The sequence below is a fragment of the Streptacidiphilus fuscans genome, from assembly GCF_015690355.1.
In the GTDB taxonomy this organism is placed as follows: domain Bacteria; phylum Actinomycetota; class Actinomycetes; order Streptomycetales; family Streptomycetaceae; genus Streptacidiphilus; species Streptacidiphilus fuscans.
The window spans coordinates 414,097-432,250 of the sequence record NZ_JADPRT010000002.1; the positions used below are offsets into that span (position 1 = coordinate 414,097).

An 18,154-nucleotide genomic window follows, 5' to 3' on the forward strand; every position below is an offset into this window, starting at 1 on the left:
GTCAGGGGCCTTCGGGACCGGCCGTGCCTACCCGCGGACGTCCGCGACGCGACGCGACTGGGAGACGGGCAGGTCCTCCGCGACGGGCGACCAGGTGGCGTCCTGGTGCACGACGAGCGCATCGCCCGCGTACGGAAGACCCCGGGTGCGTGCGAGTTCCACGGCGAGGGGCGCGAAGGCCGCCGGTGCCATGTAGCCGCCGTAGTCGAAGTCCGCGGGTCGCCTCGCGCGGATGCCCGGGGTGTCGACCATGCCGGCCGGCAGCGCCTGCACGAACGTCACCTCGGCGGGGTCCATCTCCTGGGCGACCGACCGGACCAGCGAGTCGGCGGCGGCCTTGGTCGCTGCGTAGCCGGAGCGGTGCGGACCCGCGTTGTACACGACCTCGGAGGACACGTGCAGGAAGAGACCCGGCGCCGCCCGGCGCAGCGCAGGGAGCGCGGCCCGCAGGGTCCGGGACAGGCCGTGGACGTTGACGGCGAACTGGTCGAGCCAGTCGGCCTCGCTCGTCCGTGTGAAGGGCTCGCGCCGGGAGGTGAAGTAGACGGCGGAGTAGCAGGCCAGGTCGATCCGGTCCGGGAGGCCGGACCGCAGGTTCTCCTTGGCCTGTTCGGCGTCGCGCAGGTCGATCGGGTGCCACACCAGGCGGTCGCCTCCGGGCCCGGCCGGGCGGCTTCGGCTGAATACGTGAGTCTCGATCCCCTGCGCGGCCCAGGCGTCGGCTATCCCCCGCCCGATCCCGGTCGATCCGCCGACCACGACGGCTGTGCCGGGCGTGGCGGGCGCGCGGTCCGCGGCGCTCATGCGTGGACCAGCGTCTCGGCGAGGGTGTCGGACGGCAGCGCCTGGGCGCGACCGCGCAGCAGTCGCGCCGCCTCACGCAGCTCCGCCGGAGCGACGTCGTTGACAAAGCGGTGGCCCCCGATGCCGAGGGGCAGCGGCAGCCGCTGCTGTCCGTCACGGTGGCGCACGGTGTCCTGCAGCGCGTGTTCGAGCAGCGTCGTGTCGCCCAACACGTCGTTCCACAGCGGGAGTCCGAGGGCCCGGATGACCGAGTAGACGCGGTCGGCATCGGCCTCGCCGACGTCGCCCCGAAGGGTTCCGAGCGCGGTGGTGAGGGCCATGTCGAGGACGACCGCCTCGCCGTGCAGCAACTCGGGCAGGGCGTGCATCTCGACGGTCGGGCTGAAGGTGTGCCCGTAGTCCACGCAGCGCTCCAGCGACGACTCCCACAGGTTGGGCTGCAGCTCCTCCAGCATGAGGTGGATGGACTCGGCGATGATCGCGTCGGCGGCACCGGCCAACTCGTCGGTCGTGCCCTGGAACCGGTCCGCACGGACGGCCGAGCCGTGCGTCTCCAGGAGGCCGAACAGCTTCTCGGACCGGATGAGGGCCATCTTCAGGATCTCGGCCAGGCCGTTGCTGATGTGCCGGAGGTCGAGACTGCGCAGGAACGAGCGGTCCAGGAACGTCGCCGTGGCCGGCGCGTAGGTACCCAGACGGTTCTTGCCACTGGAGTAGTTGACGCCGGTCTTCACCCCGACCCCGGCGTCGACCAGGCCGATCAGCGTCGTGGGGATGCGGATGTACGGCGTCCCGCGCCGGTAGATGCTGGCTGCGAAACCGACGATGTCGGTGAGCACACCGCCGCCGACGGCGATGACCGGTTCGCGGCGGCGGTCGATGCCGAAGTCGTTCATCGCGTCGACGACCCGGCAGACGGCGTCCCACTGCTTGACGGTCTCGTCGGCGCGCAGCACCAGGATCGTGGCCGCGACGCCGTTGACGACGAAGAACTCCCTGATCCTGCCGCCGTACAGCGCGTCCACGTTCTCGTCCACGACGAGGAGTCGGCGCTCTCCCGTGCGCAGCGGGGCGTCCGGGCAGCCGGACAGCAGCGCGGGGTTGTCCGGTGCGAAGAGGTGGTCCGAGCTGACGACGTGATAGCGCGCCTGACGGACCGCCTCGACCGTCCAGGCCGGGCCTCCGTCCAAGGCCAGGCGAAGCCCTTGGGTGAGCTGAGTACCACTGCGCATGTCCCCTCCGGTTCTTCAGACGTCACGCAAACAAGCACCTTCGTACTGGCGTTGACTCTAATATAATGGCACCGAAGCCGACTAGATAGCATCTCGTTAAATCCACGAGCCACTCCGCCCGTCTCCATGTAACGTTGCGTTACAGTTCCGTGACGTTCACCACAAAGATCGTCAGCGCACCATTTGCTGACCTAGATTGGCCGAGGGCCGACAAGCAGCAACTCGGGGGATTCATGCTCGGCAGGCAGGTTCGGAACGTCTTCAGCCGGTCCTCGGACTCTCGCCGGGACCGGCTACGGGATGCTCGACTGCGCGCCCACAGCCGACAGTTGATGCATCGACTCGAGCTGCCCATGCCGCTCGACCCGGCGGTTCTGTGCGAGCGGCTCGGCGAGTTCCGCGGTACCCCGATCCGGCTGATGGCCTGGGAGCTGCCCACCGACGGGCCCTTCGGGATGCTGATCTCGCGCCCGCACGAGGACGCCATCATCTACCAGTCCCACACCACCAAGGCTCACCAGGCGCACATCGTCCTGCACGAGTTGGGGCACATCATCGCCTACGACCTCGCGGGCGAGCGGCCCGTCGCGACACAGCTGCGGACCTGCTATTCGGACCGGGACGAGCGCGACGCCGAGGTCATCGCCTCCACGATCATGTGCCAGGCGATCCTGGCGACCCGCCGGACGAAGCGGTACGGCATCGACGAGCCGTGGCGGCCATCGGTCTACAACAGCCTTGTCCTGGCCGAGAGCTGACGTGCGGCCGTTCGACTGCGTCGCCATCGTCACGCTGCTGCTCGGCACCGCCTGGACGTTGCCCGCGCTCGTCCGCCGACGCTTCCGCGACCCCATGCGGCTGCACCTGTGCCTCTCACTGCTGCTGATGGGTCTCGGCAACCTGTTCGCTCAGCCTCTCCTGATCGCCTTCGTGGACCGGCACACCACCGCGGGAGTCACCAAGTGCGGCTACAACGCACTGGTCATGGTGGGACTCTGCCTCATGGTCGCCTTCCTGAGGGAACGTCCGATCAACCGCAGGACCGCGCCGAGCTCCTGGGAGGCGCTGCTCTGCACCGCGTGCCTGACGGGCATGGTCGCGATGACCGTCCTGCTCCCGTCCCCGCTGCGCAACCACTCCCTCACGAGCTTCTTCCTCGCCGACTGGCGGGTGAGGGTGTTCTACGACCTCGGCAACCTCTTCCTCTTCAGCGGCTACGCGGCCTGTGCCGTGCTCTCCTGGAGGCATGCGCGGGTGGGACACCCGCTGCGCAGGACGTCCCTGGCGGTCATCTCGGCCGGTGTGGCCGGGCTCGCCATCAGCTGCGTCTACCGGGTGCTCTGGGTCAACGTGCCCGCGCTGCGGGCACCCGGGGTGCCCGTCACGTACCAGGACGACTTCGACTTCGGCATCGCCGCCACCATCGTCGTGTGCGCGGGGCTGAGCCTGCCCTTCCTGGTCGGCGTGCTCCAACTGACCCGGGACCGGCTCGACCACCTGGCGCAGTACCGCGGCCTGGAGGAGCTGTGGCAGCGCCTGGTGACCTGCTACCCCGAGCTGATTCTCGATCACCAGCGCGCTGGCGCACGGCGGCCGGCACCGATCACGGACTCCGTCGCAGCGACCTACCGGCGCTACGTCGAGTGCCGGGACGGACTGACCCGGCTCGCCCCGCTGCTCCGGCTCGCCGCCGTCGAACTGCCCGACGCCGACTCGGCCTCCCCGAACGAGCCGCGCGCGGCGGCCCTGATCATCGACCGCGCGCTGCGCCAGTTCGGCGAACAGTCCCTGGGCGGCGAGGCCCCGCAAGGGAGCACCCTGTTCATCGGCAGTTCCGAGGAAGCGGCGGACGACTACGGGAGCGACCTGATCGGCCTCATCGAGATCTCCCGCGAGCTCCGCGCCCTGCGCACCGGACAGGAACAGCACGAACCGGCCTGACGACGCGTCGGAACACCGGCCGAACCGGAACCGAGGAACGTGGGCCCGGCGCCGTCGACCGTGCGCCGTCTACGGCACCAGGACGAACTTGCCGCGGAAGCCACCGGCTTCCAGCCGCCGGTGCGCCTCGGCCGCGTCCGCGAAGGGGAGGACGGTGGTCCGCGGTCGCAGACCGACGTCACGGGCGGCACGGTCCGCCACCTCGGCCAGGTCGTCGCCGTTCAGTTGCACCCCGACCAGCGTGAACTCCACATCCGGGCGCCGGGCCGGATCGGGAGCGCTGAACGGGGTGAGGCTGAGGAACACACCGCCCGGGCAGACCGCCTCGATCAGGTCCGGAGCACCGGCGGTGTCCACCACGATGTCGTACGCCTTGCCCTCGACGCGGACCGTGTCGGTCAGCACCGCGCCCCCACCGGGGCGGGCGGCACGCAACTCCCGCCAGACCTCCCCGTCGCCGGGCCGGACCAGGAGGTCGGTGCGGGTGTCCGGCTCGTCCAGCAGTCGCAGCGCGAGCTGCGCGCCGACGCTGCCCTGGGCGCCGACGAGCAGGACTCGCCGACCGCTGCGGGCGGGAGTTCTGCGCAGCGCCTGCACGGCGGTGACTCCGGCCAGCGGCAGGGCGGCGGCAGCGGTCAAGCTCAAGGCGTCGGGGACGCGGGCGACGTGAGCGGCGTCGAAACGGACGAACTCCGCCATGCTGCCCACCCCAGTGCCCAGTTGGGCGGTCATCGCCATGACCCGGTCGCCTGTCCCGAAGCCGGAACCCTGCGGTGCGTGGACGACCGTGCCCGCCAGGTCCCAGCCGAGGACCGCGGGGAGCGCGGTCGGGATGAGACCCGAACGCGTCGCCAGGTCCACCGGGTTGACGGCCGCCGCCGCGACCTCGATGACGAGTCCGTCCGCGTCCGACCCGACCGTGCTCGGTTCGGGCAGGTCGAGGAGGCCGAGTACCTCCGGGCCTCCGGTGCGGGTGATACCCACGGCCTTCATCGGTCGGTGTCCTGTCCTTCCGGGTTCGGCGCCGACGGCCTCGGGGCGTCCAGCGCATCCATGATCGACAGCAGTTGCTCGCGCATCTCCGGGGTCATGCCGCCGGCCCGCATCGCGATCGACCGCACCTGCCGGTCGGCGAGCGCGGACGACCAGGCCGGATCCTCGGCGGCGCCCGTCGACTCCTCGTTGATGAGGGCGTTCACCGAGACCGGAAGGGTCATCGGCCGGGCGCGGAAGTACTGCACGATCGCCGTGAGCACGCTGATGGTGGGGTTGGTCTGGGAACCGTTGCGCAGCGCGGCCAGGTAACTCCTGGAGATGGTCACGTCGTGCGAGGGGTTCTCCGAGATCGCCTGGGCGACCTCGGCCGTCGAGGGCTCGCGCCGACGACCCACTGCGTCGGTGGTGGCCGCGTCCGCGAACCAGGCATTGAGGCGTTCCGCCAGTGTGGTCATCTCCGACTCCCTCGGCGCCGTCGACTCGGGTCGGGTGACTCGGCGCAGCGTTGACGGCTGCGCGAGAAGGCGAGCACTATCGTCTATTTTGTCGCCAAGTCGTCCTGATTCTAACACCGACGTCATTGACGGCGACAGCATTGCCAATAAATCGGCGTCACACCTGCCGCGCGAACATCGCCGTGGTGACGCGCTTCCTGCACGTCCCGCCTGGCGGGCCCGCTCACGTCCCGTGCCTCTCGACCCGGTCGAGGAACCTCTCGACGTCCTCCGCCCACACCAACCCCTCGTCCTGTGTGAACGCGTGCCCGGCATCCGGGTACTCGACCACCGTGGCACCCGGGATCCGCTCCCCCAGCAGTCGGCTGCTGGTCGGCAGGACCACCCGGTCGGCGCCCGCGACGACGACCAGGGTGGGTACGGCGATCTCGCCCAAGTGGTCGGTCAGCCGCACCGTCGTGGCAGCGGTGATCTGCCGCAGCCCACCCTCCGGCAAGGACTTCCCAACCTGCGCGGCCAGGGCGCGCTGTTCGTCGGCGCCGAGTTCCGCCAGTTGTCGCGGGTGCGTCAGCAGGCTGATCAGATAGGCACCCAGCTCGGACCTGGCCTGCGCCGCGTGGAGGGCCGCCCATACCGAGGCGACCGTGCGCAACTGCGCGTCCGGCTCGGCGAATCCGACGGTGAGCACCAGGGCGGTGACCCTCTCGGGGTGCCGGAGTGCGGCGGCGAGCGCGACCGCGGAGCCGAAGGACGCCCCCACCACCGGGAACCGCTCATGGCCCTCCCGGACCAGAGCGGCGACGAGGGAGTCCGCGAGCGTGCCCACGTCCAGGTCGCCGGACGGATCCGACGCACCGGTGCCCGGGTAGCGGGTGCCGACCAGCTGCCGTCGTCCGGAGAGGCGCCGGAGCAGTGGCCCGAAGTTCAACTCGACGTCCCCGCCCGCTCCGTGGGCGAGCGCCAGTCCGGGGCCGGTTCCGGTCCGCAGGTACTCGGTACGGCGGGTGTCGGGAAGAGCAGGCTCCAGGAGCGCACTCTCCAGCGGGGCGCTCTGCGGCAGCGCGCTCTCCGGTCGCGTATGAGTCTCCGTCATCGCCTGCCTTTCGCGAAGCTGAAGCGGCGCACCAGCGGCATCTCCACGTACCGGTACAGCAGCCCGGCGAGGGCGAGAGCGATGACCAGGGCGGCGGCCAGGTAGCCCGCGACCTCGATCCCCGAGCCGAACGGACCGTGCAGCACCTTGATGTTGAGGACGTAGAGCACCAGGTAGTGGCACAGGTAGAAGGCGAAGGACGCGTTGCCCAACGCCATGAGGGGCCGCGAGGACAGCACACTCGGGAGGCCCGCGGCGTCCCGCTGTGCGGCCGCCACGATGAGCAGGACGCAGGAGACGATCAGCGGCGCTCGCCAGCCGAACAGGACCGGGGTGTAGCTGGCCACGACGTAGGCGGGGACGAATGACGCCAGCACCCACCGCACGTTCATCCGGGGGAAGTTGCCGGAGATCACCAGCAGTGCGGCGAACATGCCCGCGAAGAAGTCGAAGAGGCGGCCGAGCGGGAAGACGTAGGCGAACCACAGCTGGAAACCGGTCACGCTCGGCACACTGACGAGCTTGATATGGCCCGCCGGCAGGCTGTAGGCGAGGATCGGCATCAGGAAGACGCCGACCACGCACACGGCCAGTCCCGTCCAGGCGGTCCGGGGGCGGGCGGCGCGGAAGCGGGCGATCACGAACGGGAACACCAGGTAGAACACCGCCTCCACCGCGAGCGACCAACCCGGCGGCAGCACCGCGAAGTTGTGCTCGGGATTCGGCACCCACACCTGGGTGAGGGTGAAGTAGCGGACCACGTCCGCCACCTTCATCCCGGTACCCCAGAAGACGATCACGGCCGCCGCGCCGGCCGCGTAGTACAGCGGCAGGATCTTGACGAACCTGCGGCGGTAGAAGCCCGTGATCCGGTCGCCCGCGCGGGAGGACCAGGTGAGCACAAAACCGCTGAGGACGAAGAAGAACGCCACACCGAGGCCGCCGAACTGATTCGCGATCTTGTTGAAGAGCACCTCGGTGTGGTGGTTCGCGAAGGCCGGCAACGCCAGGTACGACGCGTGGCACACGAAGACCGACAGTGCGGCGAAGAAGCGCAGTCCGGTCAGCGAGTCCAGGCGGGCGCGGCGCGTCGGCGCTGCCTGGGGGCCGGAGTGGGCGGGGCTCGCTGTCGGCGCCGGTGCACTCACGTCCTCGACGGCGCTCGCCACTCTGTTCGGCGGGGTCACTTCCCGGTCAGCGACGCGACCGCCGACACGGCCGCGAGGCCGTCCTCGTAACCGAGTACGGCGGCCACGCCGCGCACGTCGGGATCGAAGGGGTCGCTGCCGAAACCGGCGCGGGCCCGCTCGGACGGCTCGATCACCACGGCCCGGTCCAGAACCTGCTGCCGCTCGGGCGTCACGTAGACGGGCAGCTCCGGCTGGGGTCGCAGTACCAGCACCCGGTCGGCGTGGGCGGCGAGTTCGGCGTTGGTGAGGGAGAAGGTGCCGCCGTCGACGTAGTCCGCGCCGTCGATGGTGGCCACCGGCCACAGCCCCGGCACCGCGCAGCTGGCGGTGAGTGCGTCCACGAGGCTGACGCCCGAGTCCGCGGTGAAGACGACGGGCTCGCCGTCGGCCCGCACTGCGGTGACCGAGAGGCGGGCGTCGGGCCAGGCGTCCTTCTGCAGGCGTCCGGCGATCGCCTCGCGGCGCAGCGCCGGGTCGGTGCCGGAGCGCTCCCGGGACAGCACGGCGAGCCGCCCGGCCTTCTCCGCGAGGGACGCGTCGGCGCCGTGGACGGCCAGCACGTCCGGCAGGATGTCGGCGAGGGAGACGGCCGGTGCGAGTTCGGTGTTGCGGCGGGCCTTGCGGACCACCCGGTCGTACTCCGCCCCGGCTCCCGCCTGGAGCACGGCGGCAGCAACAGCGGCGCCTGCGGACGTGCCGATCACGTGGTCGGCGGCGGCCAGTCGGAGCGCCCCGGCCTCCTCCAGCGCGGCCAGGACCCCGATGGTCCAACCGATACCGGCGAGTCCGCCGCCGCCGAGCACCACGGCGGTCGATTCCTTGGACTCCTGAGACATACATCCTCCTGTGTGCGGTGGGGTGTTGTGGGTGTTGCGGATACGGCGTCCGTCGCGGATACGGCGTCCGTCGCGGATCGACGGTGCGTCAGCCCTGGTGCAGCACGGGCTCGGCGGGCGCCTCGGAGACGGGGCGCTCGGCGCTCGCCCCCGCCGGGGCGAGGGTGCCGCCGCCGACCCGGACGGTGCGCGAGCCCGCGTTGCGGCGCCGCCAGCGCTGGTCCAGCGGTTTCTCGACCAGCTGGTAGGACAGGTACGTGGCAGCGAGGGTCAGGGCCACGATCCCGGCGTACACGATCACCGCCTCGACCCCGCTGTAGCCGTGGCCCTGGCGGTGCAGGTACCACATCCACAGCAGCGGCCACTGGTACATGTAGACGCCGAAGGTGAAGCGGCCGAAGCGGGACAGCGCGGGAGCCGGTCGCCCAGCCGGACGGCGCAGGTCGCCTGCTCCGACGGTGCCGACCAGCAGCACCACGCCGGTGATGGTGACCGCGCTGGTTGCGAAGATGAAGTGAGCGTGCTCGGTCGCCACGTAGACCTCCGGCACCAGCACCAACAGGGCGGTCCAGCGCGGGATCCGGGGCCATGCGCCGCGCTTCAGCAGCAGGGCGACCAGCATGCCGAGCACGGACTCGGCGATCCGGGCGGCCGGGCAGATGTAGACCAGCCAGAACTTCCACTCCGAAATGGCCTCGGGCCGACCGTGGTAGTTCATGCCCGGACTGCTGAACGTGGCGCCGTCGGGAAAGAGCGACAGCACGAACGGCAGAGCCACGACGGCCGCGGTGAGCAGAACGACGAGGACGCGCAGCGTGCCGGTGGAGCGCCTGACCAGGAGTCGGTACAGCAGCGGGAAGACCAGGTAGAAGCAGATCTCCACGGACAGGGTCCAGGCCGGGTTGTTGACCGCGAAGTACACGGTGTGGTCCGGCACCCACGCCTGCACGAGGAACAGGTTGGCGAGGATCGTGCCGAGCGGGAAGGTCGTGGCGGCGTAGAGCCCCACACAGATCACCCACGCGACAAGGTGGACCGGGATCACCTTGACCACGCGGCGCGACATGAACCGCCGCCAGCCCACGGAGGTGCCCTGGGAGGTCCAGGTCAGCACGAAGCCGCTGAGCACGATGAAGAACGAGACCGAGTTGTAGCCGATCTTGCTCAGGGCGCCGTACACGTGGGACTGGAGTGCCACGTCGGCGAAGAGGCCCACGCCGACGATGTGCGAGGTGAGGATGAACAGGGAGGCGGGCAACCGAGCCAGCGACAGACCGGGGAGGTTCCCGCCACGGCTGGTTCCGCTCAGCTGAGCGGTGCTCATGAGGGCGCCCCCGCCCCGGCCGCCACGCCCTCCGGCTGCTCCTGCGGCTCCTGCTCGGACTGCTGCTCCGGCTGCCCCTCCGCGGACGCGACGACGGACATCCGCCGCGTCCCGCGCGCGGGTTCGGGGCGCTCAGGGCGGCGACGGGACGTGGCCCAGCGCCTCATGGCCGGCTGTTCGACAAGGCGGTACAGCAGCCAGCCGGTCAGGACAGTGGCCGCGAACGTGCCGAGGACCACGGCGATCCCGGGCAGCGGCGCGTAGTGGGCGCCGTGCTGGATCGTGATCCGCAGCGAGTACATGACGACGTACTGGGTCATGTAGAAGCCGAACGACACCTCGCCCAGCCACACCATGGTGCGCGAGGACAGCCAGGTGCGCCGACCGTCGAGGTCCCTGCGGACGGCGGAGGCGACCACCAGCAGCAGCGGCACCAGCGTGAACGGGATGAACGAGAAGGCGAACGGCACCAGTTCGGCGACGACATAGCCGACCAGCAGCGTGCCCCAGGCGAGGGCAGGCCGCACCTTGGGCAGTCGCCCCGCCGCCAGCAGCCGCGCCAGGACCATGCCCGAGGTGAACTCCAGCAGCCGGGGCAGCGGGAAGTTGTAGCCGACCCAGAACTGGATGCTGGAGATCGGCATGCCGTCGGTGTGCGGCGTGTTCGGCAGCATCGTGGTGATCGCCGCGACCAGGAAGGTCCCGGCGATGCAGCCGGCGAGGACGAGCCCGAGCCGCTCCTTGGGTATCCGGCGAACCAGCGGTGCCAGCAGCGGGAACAGGACGTAGAACATCAACTCGCAGCACAACGACCAGCTGGGGACGTTGACAGCGAGGTAGACGTTCTGGGCCGGGAACCATGAGTTCACCAGGAACAGGTTCGGCAGGTACTCCCAGGGCGTGGTGGCCGCGGCTCCGGCGAACAGAATCATGACCAGCGACCAGGTCACGACGTGCGACGGGAAGAGCTTGACCACGCGCTTGCGGAGGAAGTGCAGATAGCCACGGCTGTCGGAGTTCCGCCACATCAGCAGGAACCCGCTGAGGACGAAGAAGAAGGACACGCCGACCCAACCGGCCTTCCAGAAGATCGTCTGGTAGGCGTGGGCCCAGGACGGGTCGCGGAACGGGTTCATCGCGACGAACGTCAGCGACAGGTGGAAGAAGAACACGGGTGCTGCAGCGACAAAGCGCAGACCGGTCAGGGACGGCAGCGGCGCGCGGTGGTCGATGCCGCGGTGGTCGATGCTAGGCCTGGACATGGGACACCTCCTTGTTGCGGTCAACAGGGGCAGGGGCCGTCGGTCGCAGGTGCCGCCAGCCGTAGAGGACGAATCCGCCGAGGGCGAGGACGACAGCGGCCACGGGTACGTCGTGCACGCTGTGGAGTCGGATGACCTGGCCGCCCGCGAACGAGCCCAGGGCCGCGCCGACGCCGAACGCCGACATGTTCGTCGACAGGGACAGACTCGGAGCCGCTGCGGCGAGGTCGAGGACATCGCTCTGCAGCACCGGGATGAGCGAGAACGTGGCAAGGGCGAACAGCACCGCCCCGATCGGGAACGTGATGACGGACCGTTGGAGCGGCAGGAAGGCCGCGCAGCCGACGATGAACGCGGCAGCCGTGAGCAGCCTCGGCCCCCGGGCCCGACCGGCGAGTCGCCCGCCGATCGAGTTCCCGAGGATGCTGGCCGCCCCGTAGGCCACCAGCAGCACGGGCACGGCCGCGTCGTGGAAGCCGGCGGCGACGGCACTGGGCTCGAAGTAGGTGATGATCGTGAACATCGCTCCCGAGAAGAGCGCGGTGGCCCCGATGGTGAGCCCGACGTCGATGTTCAGCAGCGCTGAGATCTCCTGCCTGGCGTTCGGCTCGGGAATGCCGATGTCCAGGTGCACCGTGGCCCGGTGCACGCCCCAGGTCGCGAGCGCGGCCACCCCTGAGATGACCACGAACGGGGTGCGCCAGCCGCCGAGTTGGGCCAGGGCCGCACCGGCCGGGATGCCCAGCACGGTGGCGAGGTTGACACCGAACTGGATGGCGGTGACCGCCTTGGCCGAGCGCTCGACGGGCAGCAGCCGCTGGGTCACCACGATCGCCGTGGCGAGGTACGCCCCGTGCACGCTCGCGGTGATCACCCGGCCCAGCAGGACCAGGGGGAAGTTCGCGGCGGTCGCGATCACGATGTTGCCGACCACGAAGACGCCCAACAGCCAGGTGGCGAGGCGCGATTTGGGGGCTCCCACGGTGAGCACGGTGACAACCGGCCCTGCCAGCGCCACGGTCACCGCGTAGACGGTCACGAGCAGACCCGCGGTCGCCACGCCGACGTTCAGTGCCGAGCCGAGCTGGGACAGCATCCCGCCGGGCAGCAGCTCCGAGGTGCCGATGCAACAGATTCCGGCGACCAGGGGGGCGGTTCTGCGGGTCACAAGGGTGTCCTCTCAGGAGCCATGAGGAGACTATAAATGTCTTGCTGCTTATATACAAGACACTTGTCACCACGGATGGAAGGTTGCTTCTGCAGGCACCAAGCACAAGGCCCAGGCCGGCGAGGAGATCTCGCTGACCTGGGCCTTCGTCATGTCCGGTGATCGGGCGGTCTGTTCAGTCCCCGGAGGCCTTGGGCCGTGGGGCCTTCATGCCGTGGACGGCGGTGTACTCGGCGGCGAGCCACGGGGCCAGGTCGTCGACGAGGGTGTGCAGGACGGTGCTGTCGTCCGTGGGGGTGCGCGCGACGGTGGCAGCGAGGTGCATCTGGGTGGCGCGGGCCGGGTAGTAGCGGGCGAAGACCTGCGCGGAGAGCTGGAGATCGCTGGTCCAGCCGCCCCAGCGGGGCATGACCAGGGTGAAGCCCGAGCGGACCAGGCGGCGGGCGACGCTGCGGCACAGGACGCGGCGGGCGGCGAGGTCTTGGTCGTGGTCAACGCCGGGGTCGGGCTCGGTCGCGGCGAGGCGTTCGCGCCAGTGTGGGAGGGCGAGGGCCAGGTCGCCGTTGGTCTCGCGGGCGAGGAGCGAGTCCGGTCGGTAGCGCGGGAGTTGGGCGGCCAGGTCAGGGCCGAGCAGCGGCGTGCAGAGGCAGGCGAGGAACCAGCCCAGATCGTGGCGTTCGAGCTCGCTGAGCAGCGTGGTGACGTCGAAGAGCAGCACGCCGACGCCGTTGACGAACGGGAACGCCGCGTCGAGGGAGGAGGCGAGCTCGTCGGCGGTCTGCCAGTCGGCGGGGCCGGGTGGCTCGTGCAGCGCGAGAAGCAGGTCGAGGTCGGAGACGCCTGGCACGGCGGTGCCGCGCGGGATGCTGCCGTAGAGGTAGGCGCTGTGCAGGCGCGAACCGAGGTCGAACGCGGCCGCGATCCGCTCGCGGGCGGCGGCGACCACGGGGGCGTAGGCCGGCGGCACGCGGTCCAGTGATCCCTCGCGGGCGATGTAGCCGTCGCTGTCCAGGCCTGTCGTGGTCGCGTTCATGCACGCACTCTGCCGGGCCGACGGCCCGTCCGCGAACGGATATCCCACCTGCTGCCCGTGTGTTGGTGGTCAGAGCAGCAGGGCGAGGAGGGCGCCGGACATCAGGAACGGGCCGAAGGCGATCTGGCTGCGGCGGCCGGCCCGGCGGGTCGCGAGGAGGGCGACGGCCCAGACGCCCGCCAGGAGCGAGGCGTAGACGGTGGCCGCGAGCAGACGGAACCAGCCCTCGTAGCCGACGACGAGTCCGACCAGCCCGGCGGCCTTCACGTCGCCGAGGCCCGCACCGCCGAAGAGCGCCAACAGGTAGTAGCCGCAGGCGAGTGCCAGCGCCGCGAGAAGGGCGCGCAGCCACGGGCCGCCCGCGCCCGGGAGGGCGAGCAGCAGCAGGAGCGCCGGGTAGGCGGGATAGGTCAGCGCGTCGGGCAGTCGGCGCAGGCGCGCGTCGACCAGCGCCAGCGCGGCGGCGGCGACCACGAAGACGGCCTGGGCCGGGAGCACGAGCGTCCAGCCATGACGAACGATCAGCGCGACGATCGAAACGATCGCGGCGATCGTGATCGGAAGAGCGTCCCGGCGGAGAACCGATCGTGTCTCGTCGTCCAACCGGGGGACACGCACGCGGAGGCGAGAGGGATCAGCCGCCGACTGTTCGCTCATAGACGTGCTCCTCCGATCGACGAGTCGTTCACCAGGCATCCTCGCGCAGCGAACGACCGACTGCTTTTGCTTCGTTCGAAATGGCTGCGCAGGCGAAGAATTGACGATCGATCGGTCAGCCGGTCAGCCGGTCAGTCGGTCATCGACACGCTGCGCGCGGCCACGACGTCGTAGCGGAGCACCACCGTCCGCCGCTCGTCCGGCCGGACGTCGAGCTCCCAGCGGGCGATGCCGTCGGCGTCCAGCGCGTCCGGCTGCGGTGACGTTCCGTCCTTGTCGAGCCGGACCTCCACCTCGGCCAGCTCGGAGACCGGCACCCGCTCGCGCAGGGAGACGCGGAGCGGGCCGCTCGCCTCCTGGCCCGGTTCGGCGGCGAACCGGGTGAGCGCGACACGGACCGTCCTGCTGCGCACGGTGCGGCCGGAGAGCCCGACCGTCTCCGTCGACTCCTGCACGCTGCGAACAGCGCGGAAGGCGTCGTCGCTGCCGAGGCAGAGCTCCGCCGGCGCGTCGGGCGCGGTGAAGCGCAGTTCGCCGCGTCCGACGAAGGCGCTGTCGCGCACCAGGTCGACCGGCCCCGACAGCAGCGGCACGCCGGAGTCGTTGCGAAAGCGGACGTTGCGCAGCACCAGCGGCGACAGCTCGGGCAGGCAGACGAGGTCGACCGTGGCGGCGGACGCGGTCTCCCCGAGCGGCACGCGATGGGCGCGTCCGTCGCTCGGCACCGTCACGGCGGTGGGGATCACCAGACGCCGCGCCTCGCCGCCGTCGTCGACGCCCGGCAGCGTCGAGAGCGTGGCGGTCTCGCCCAAGGTCGGTCCGAGCTCAGGGATGTCGACCTCGCGCAGGTCCACCTCGACCGTGCGACGCTCCTCCGCGCTGCGGTCGCGCAGCGAGATCACGTCCGAGGGCAGGAACGGCGGCTCGGCCGCTCGGGCCGGGCGTGCGGTGGAGAGGGTGACCCGGACATCCGTCCACGGCTCGCCCGTGCGCTGCCAGAGGAAGGCGTCGCGCTCCAGTCGCAGCGTCGGCTGCTCTCCGGCGGAGAACGCAGTGGCGAGCGTGGCCCGGTAAGCGGGTCGCCAGAGGGTGCAGGGCGTGAGATGACGGAGCGTCAGATCAGTCTGGACCGCGCCACCCTCAGGGATTTCGAGAACCGCCTCGATATCAGCGGTGAGCACCATGGGAGCGGTCTCGGACGCCTCCAACGCCTCCTGGGCCTCGATCAGCTCGGCCTTGAGACGCGCCGCGCGGCGGCGGGCCGCGCCGAGCTCGTCGTCGTGGCGGTCGTACTCCCCCTCGGGGCGGGTGAGGGCCTCACGCCAGCGCTCCGGGTGCGCGTCGCCCGCGCCTGCGCTCTCGGCGATCTCACGGTTCACGTCGACGAGCAGCTGCTCCAGGACCGCGACATGCGCGGCGAGCCTGTCCACTTCCAGCTCCGCTCGGCGCAGTTGCTGCGAGAGGTCCTTGACGCGCCGTTCGACCACCGAGACGTCCGATGCGTCCGGGACGTCCGACCGCTCGTCGGAGGAGGATGACGAGGTGACCGGCGGCTTCGGCGTGTAGCGCCGCACCACGCGCAGGTCCAGCACACTGCCGCCCGGGACGCCGACCAGCTCGCCACGCAGGGAGTGATCGACGACAAGCGGACTGACCGGACCGAGGCGAAGGCGGTGCACTCCGGGCGTCAACGCCGAACTGACCAGCGACACGGTGCGTTCGACCTCGGCGCGGTCCTCCAGCACGGTCACGGCGGTGACGGGCGCGCCAAGCACCAGCGAGGACTGCGGGAGATCGGTCGCGTCGGGGAGATCGGGGAGATCGGGCGGGGTCGTCATGCGTCTCTCCGATTGCCGCCGACGACGGCCTTGGCGGACGGGATGCGGATCTCGTAGCCACCGGTGAGCGTGGCGGTGGCGGCGGGCGCGAGGTCGAGCTGCCAGCGACGGAGCCCTCGGCGATGGTGCTCGTCCTCCTCGGGCGGGACGACCGTCCAGGGCGGCGTTGCTGCCGTGTCCTCGATCCTGGCGTCCTTCTCGTCGCTGACGGGTACGCGTTCCAGCACGTCGAGGGTGATCGGACGGTCGAGGCGGTTGGCCACCTCGACCTCGACACGCTGGGTGATCACGGTCGTACCGCCGAGCAGGCCGCTGGACGACTCGGCGGAACGACTGTGGCGGGCGACCCGCACGCCCTCCTCGACCCCGATCCCGATCCGCTTGCGCGCGCCGGGCGCAAGGGCGGGCATGGCGACGGTGGTGCTGTACTCGCCGTCGACGACCACGTCGAGCGGGCCGGGCAGCAGTGCGTGCGGGCTGGTGTTGGCCAGCTCGACCGTGGCGTACACCTGCGGGTCCAGGGACGGCACGCAGAGATGACGGAGCGTCAAGCCGACCGGGAACTCCGCGACGGCCACGCTGTGCCAGGCGCCGTCGGCGGGCACGTCCACCCTGGCTGCGGTGTCGAAGCGGTGGTCGAAGGCGGCGGATTCGGCGACCGGCACGGCGTGCGGCGGCACCGCGAGCCCGCGCACGGAATGCGCGCGCTGCCGGTACTCCCGCTCGACCGCCGCACTGGGCGTGCCCGGCGTGCTCGGAGCGAGCGTGCCCCGGGCTCCGATCGGCGCGCCCGGACCTGCGAGTTCGAGCCCGGCGAGGTCGCGGAGGGCGACGTCGAGGGTCGGCTCGGAAGCGGGCAACGCCCGGCCGGGCGCGGCCGAGCCCGCAGGTGGCGGAGCTGCGAAGGCAGCGGCCATCGGCTGGGCACGCGCACTGCCGTAGGCAGGCGGGCCACCCGGAGCGGCCCCCGGAGCGGCAGGGGCAGCACCGAACACCGCAGCACGCGGAGCGGCACGGCGCATCGCCGGACGCAGCTCCCGCTCACCGTCGTTGCCACCGACAGCGCCGACCCCGGCACCGGCACCGGCGACCGCCTTGCCCAGACCGCGCGCTGCCACAGGCACCGGTTCATGCCCTGTCGGAGCCGGAGCGTCCGCGGCCGCTGCGTCGTAGCCGCCGAAGAGTCCGCTCAGGCCTGCCGGAGCCTCCCGCCACGGCGGTGCGGGCTGCTCGGCCTGCCGTCGACCCAGGCGGATGGAGCGCAGTTGCGGCATCACGGAGCGGGTCAGCAGCGCGGCGGTGGAGAGGCTGAGCCGCACGCCGGTCCAGTCCTCACCCGTGCGTTGAGCGATGGACGCACGGAGCGAGAGGCTGTCGTGCGCGGAACCGGCCTCGGTCGACGTTCGACGGGCGAGCTGGAGCCGGTAGGACGGGAACCAAGTCGCACCCGGGACGGCGTACTCCAGTTCCAGTTCCAATTCCCTCTCCGGCTCCCCTTCCGATCCGTCCGCGGCCTCCGAACGGGCTGCAACGCCCGACCCACCAGACCCGAGGTCGATCGTGACCACGGCGTCGGCCGTCGTCCGTGTCGACTCCGTCGGAAGCGCGTGCGAAGCCTCGGCGAGACGGTGCCGTGCGACGTCCAGGCCGTGCTCGGCCCGCTCGAACACCCCCTCCGCCGCGAGGAGTTGGGCGTTGAGTCCGTCAAGGCGCGCGTCCGCGAAGCCGGCGAGCGCGATGACCGCCTCGACGGGAGCGGGACGAGGCGGGTCCCCACGCCGGGGCAGGGGCGGAACGGGCCGTAGCGCGAAGGTGGTCTCGGAGCGCGCCGCGATCCGGTCGCGCCGGGCGCGTGCGACGTCGTAGGCCTCCTGCGCGGCGTCGAGCTCGCGCTGGAGTGAGGCGAGCTGCTCGCGCGGCACGACCTCCGCCCGCTCCTCCCGTCGCACGTCCAGCACCCGTGCGGGCGTGGTCTCCCGGCTGTCGACGACGCGGGCCCGCAGGCTGTGCGGGTCGGAGACCAGGGGCAGACCGGCGAGCCGTACCCGGGAGACACCGGCCGGGAGTTGGACGCACACCCGGCGGCGGCAGAGTGCGCCGTCGGTATGGACAGTGACGGAATCCAGCCGCGACTGCGCGACCAGCAGCTCGTGCTCCACGTGGTCTCCCTCGTAGTCAGCAGAGGGCCTTACCGTAACCCGAGCCCCCGGCCCCCGCGCGGCCTTTGCCGTCGCAGGCACCACGGACTCGGGTACGGCAGGCATGGCACCCGCCCCGGACGATCCGGCCCGGTCCAACCGAACCAGGTCGGTCCGACCCAGCCAG

At 71.1% G+C, this 18,154-nt stretch carries 16 protein-coding genes; 2 read left to right on the forward strand and 14 right to left on the reverse strand.

The genetic code is table 11. The annotated features are described in order from the left end of the window. Window positions 1–27 precede the first annotated feature (27 nt). Both I2501_RS05550 and I2501_RS05555 read right to left on the reverse strand, forming a co-directional pair. Window positions 28–804 carry an SDR family NAD(P)-dependent oxidoreductase gene (locus I2501_RS05550; protein WP_196192678.1) on the reverse strand — a complete coding sequence of 259 codons (777 nt, stop codon included), beginning with the start codon at window positions 802–804 and terminating at the stop codon, window positions 28–30. After that, window positions 801–2,036 carry a sedoheptulose 7-phosphate cyclase gene (locus I2501_RS05555; RefSeq protein ID WP_196192679.1) on the reverse strand — a complete coding sequence of 412 codons (1,236 nt, stop codon included), beginning with the start codon at window positions 2,034–2,036 and terminating at the stop codon, window positions 801–803. Before I2501_RS05555 ends, I2501_RS05550 begins: the two co-directional genes overlap by 4 nt. Window positions 2,037–2,368: 332 nt before the next feature. Here I2501_RS05555 and I2501_RS05560 point away from each other — a divergent pair, with 332 nt between their 5' ends. Beyond that, window positions 2,369–2,794, forward strand: a complete 426-nt coding sequence (locus tag I2501_RS05560) for a M48 family metalloprotease (protein ID WP_236045881.1) — start codon at window positions 2,369–2,371, stop codon at window positions 2,792–2,794. Between the two features lies 1 nt (window position 2,795). Beyond that, complete coding sequence (locus I2501_RS05565) at window positions 2,796–3,977, forward strand: MAB_1171c family putative transporter (RefSeq protein WP_196192681.1); 1,182 nt, start codon at window positions 2,796–2,798, stop codon at window positions 3,975–3,977. A gap of 69 nt (window positions 3,978–4,046) precedes the next feature. Here the strand turns inward: I2501_RS05565 and I2501_RS05570 are convergent, their stop codons facing one another. The 12 genes from I2501_RS05570 to I2501_RS05625 form a co-directional block, all read right to left on the reverse strand. Beyond that, the gene (locus tag I2501_RS05570) at window positions 4,047–4,970 is read right to left on the reverse strand and encodes an alcohol dehydrogenase catalytic domain-containing protein (protein ID WP_196192682.1); all 924 of its coding nucleotides are present in this window, start codon (window positions 4,968–4,970) and stop codon (window positions 4,047–4,049) included. Then, window positions 4,967–5,428 (reverse strand): hypothetical protein, encoded by a 462-nt coding sequence (locus tag I2501_RS05575; protein WP_215909284.1) that lies wholly within the window; start codon window positions 5,426–5,428, stop codon window positions 4,967–4,969. Before I2501_RS05575 ends, I2501_RS05570 begins: the two co-directional genes overlap by 4 nt. A 223-nt stretch (window positions 5,429–5,651) precedes the next feature. Continuing rightward, complete coding sequence (locus I2501_RS05580) at window positions 5,652–6,521, reverse strand: alpha/beta fold hydrolase (RefSeq protein ID WP_196192683.1); 870 nt, start codon at window positions 6,519–6,521, stop codon at window positions 5,652–5,654. Further along, window positions 6,518–7,669, reverse strand: coding sequence for an acyltransferase family protein (locus tag I2501_RS05585; protein WP_196192684.1), 1,152 nt, complete (start codon window positions 7,667–7,669; stop codon window positions 6,518–6,520). Before I2501_RS05585 ends, I2501_RS05580 begins: the two co-directional genes overlap by 4 nt. Before the next feature lie 35 nt (window positions 7,670–7,704). Then, entirely contained in the window at window positions 7,705–8,547 is an 843-nt protein-coding gene (locus I2501_RS05590) for a patatin-like phospholipase family protein (RefSeq protein WP_196192685.1), read from the reverse strand. Window positions 8,548–8,635: 88 nt separating this feature from the next. Then, the gene (locus I2501_RS05595) at window positions 8,636–9,871 is read right to left on the reverse strand and encodes an acyltransferase family protein (protein ID WP_196192686.1); all 1,236 of its coding nucleotides are present in this window, start codon (window positions 9,869–9,871) and stop codon (window positions 8,636–8,638) included. Next, window positions 9,868–11,133: an acyltransferase family protein gene (locus tag I2501_RS05600; protein ID WP_196192687.1), complete on the reverse strand. Its 1,266-nt coding sequence runs from the start codon at window positions 11,131–11,133 to the stop codon at window positions 9,868–9,870. Before I2501_RS05600 ends, I2501_RS05595 begins: the two co-directional genes overlap by 4 nt. Beyond that, on the reverse strand, window positions 11,120–12,301 hold the full coding sequence (locus I2501_RS05605) for an MFS transporter (protein WP_196192688.1): 1,182 nt from the start codon (window positions 12,299–12,301) through the stop codon (window positions 11,120–11,122). Before I2501_RS05605 ends, I2501_RS05600 begins: the two co-directional genes overlap by 14 nt. Before the next feature lie 175 nt (window positions 12,302–12,476). Next, the gene (locus I2501_RS05610) at window positions 12,477–13,334 is read right to left on the reverse strand and encodes a nucleotidyltransferase domain-containing protein (protein ID WP_196192689.1); all 858 of its coding nucleotides are present in this window, start codon (window positions 13,332–13,334) and stop codon (window positions 12,477–12,479) included. Window positions 13,335–13,403: 69 nt separating this feature from the next. Beyond that, complete coding sequence (locus tag I2501_RS05615; protein WP_196192690.1) at window positions 13,404–13,991, reverse strand: prepilin peptidase; 588 nt, start codon at window positions 13,989–13,991, stop codon at window positions 13,404–13,406. A gap of 131 nt (window positions 13,992–14,122) precedes the next feature. Beyond that, entirely contained in the window at window positions 14,123–15,829 is a 1,707-nt protein-coding gene (locus tag I2501_RS05620; protein ID WP_196192691.1) for a mucoidy inhibitor MuiA family protein, read from the reverse strand. Beyond that, the gene (locus I2501_RS05625; protein ID WP_196192692.1) at window positions 15,826–17,988 is read right to left on the reverse strand and encodes a DUF4139 domain-containing protein; all 2,163 of its coding nucleotides are present in this window, start codon (window positions 17,986–17,988) and stop codon (window positions 15,826–15,828) included. The genes I2501_RS05620 and I2501_RS05625 overlap by 4 nt, the downstream gene beginning before the upstream one ends. Window positions 17,989–18,154: the final 166 nt, after the last annotated feature.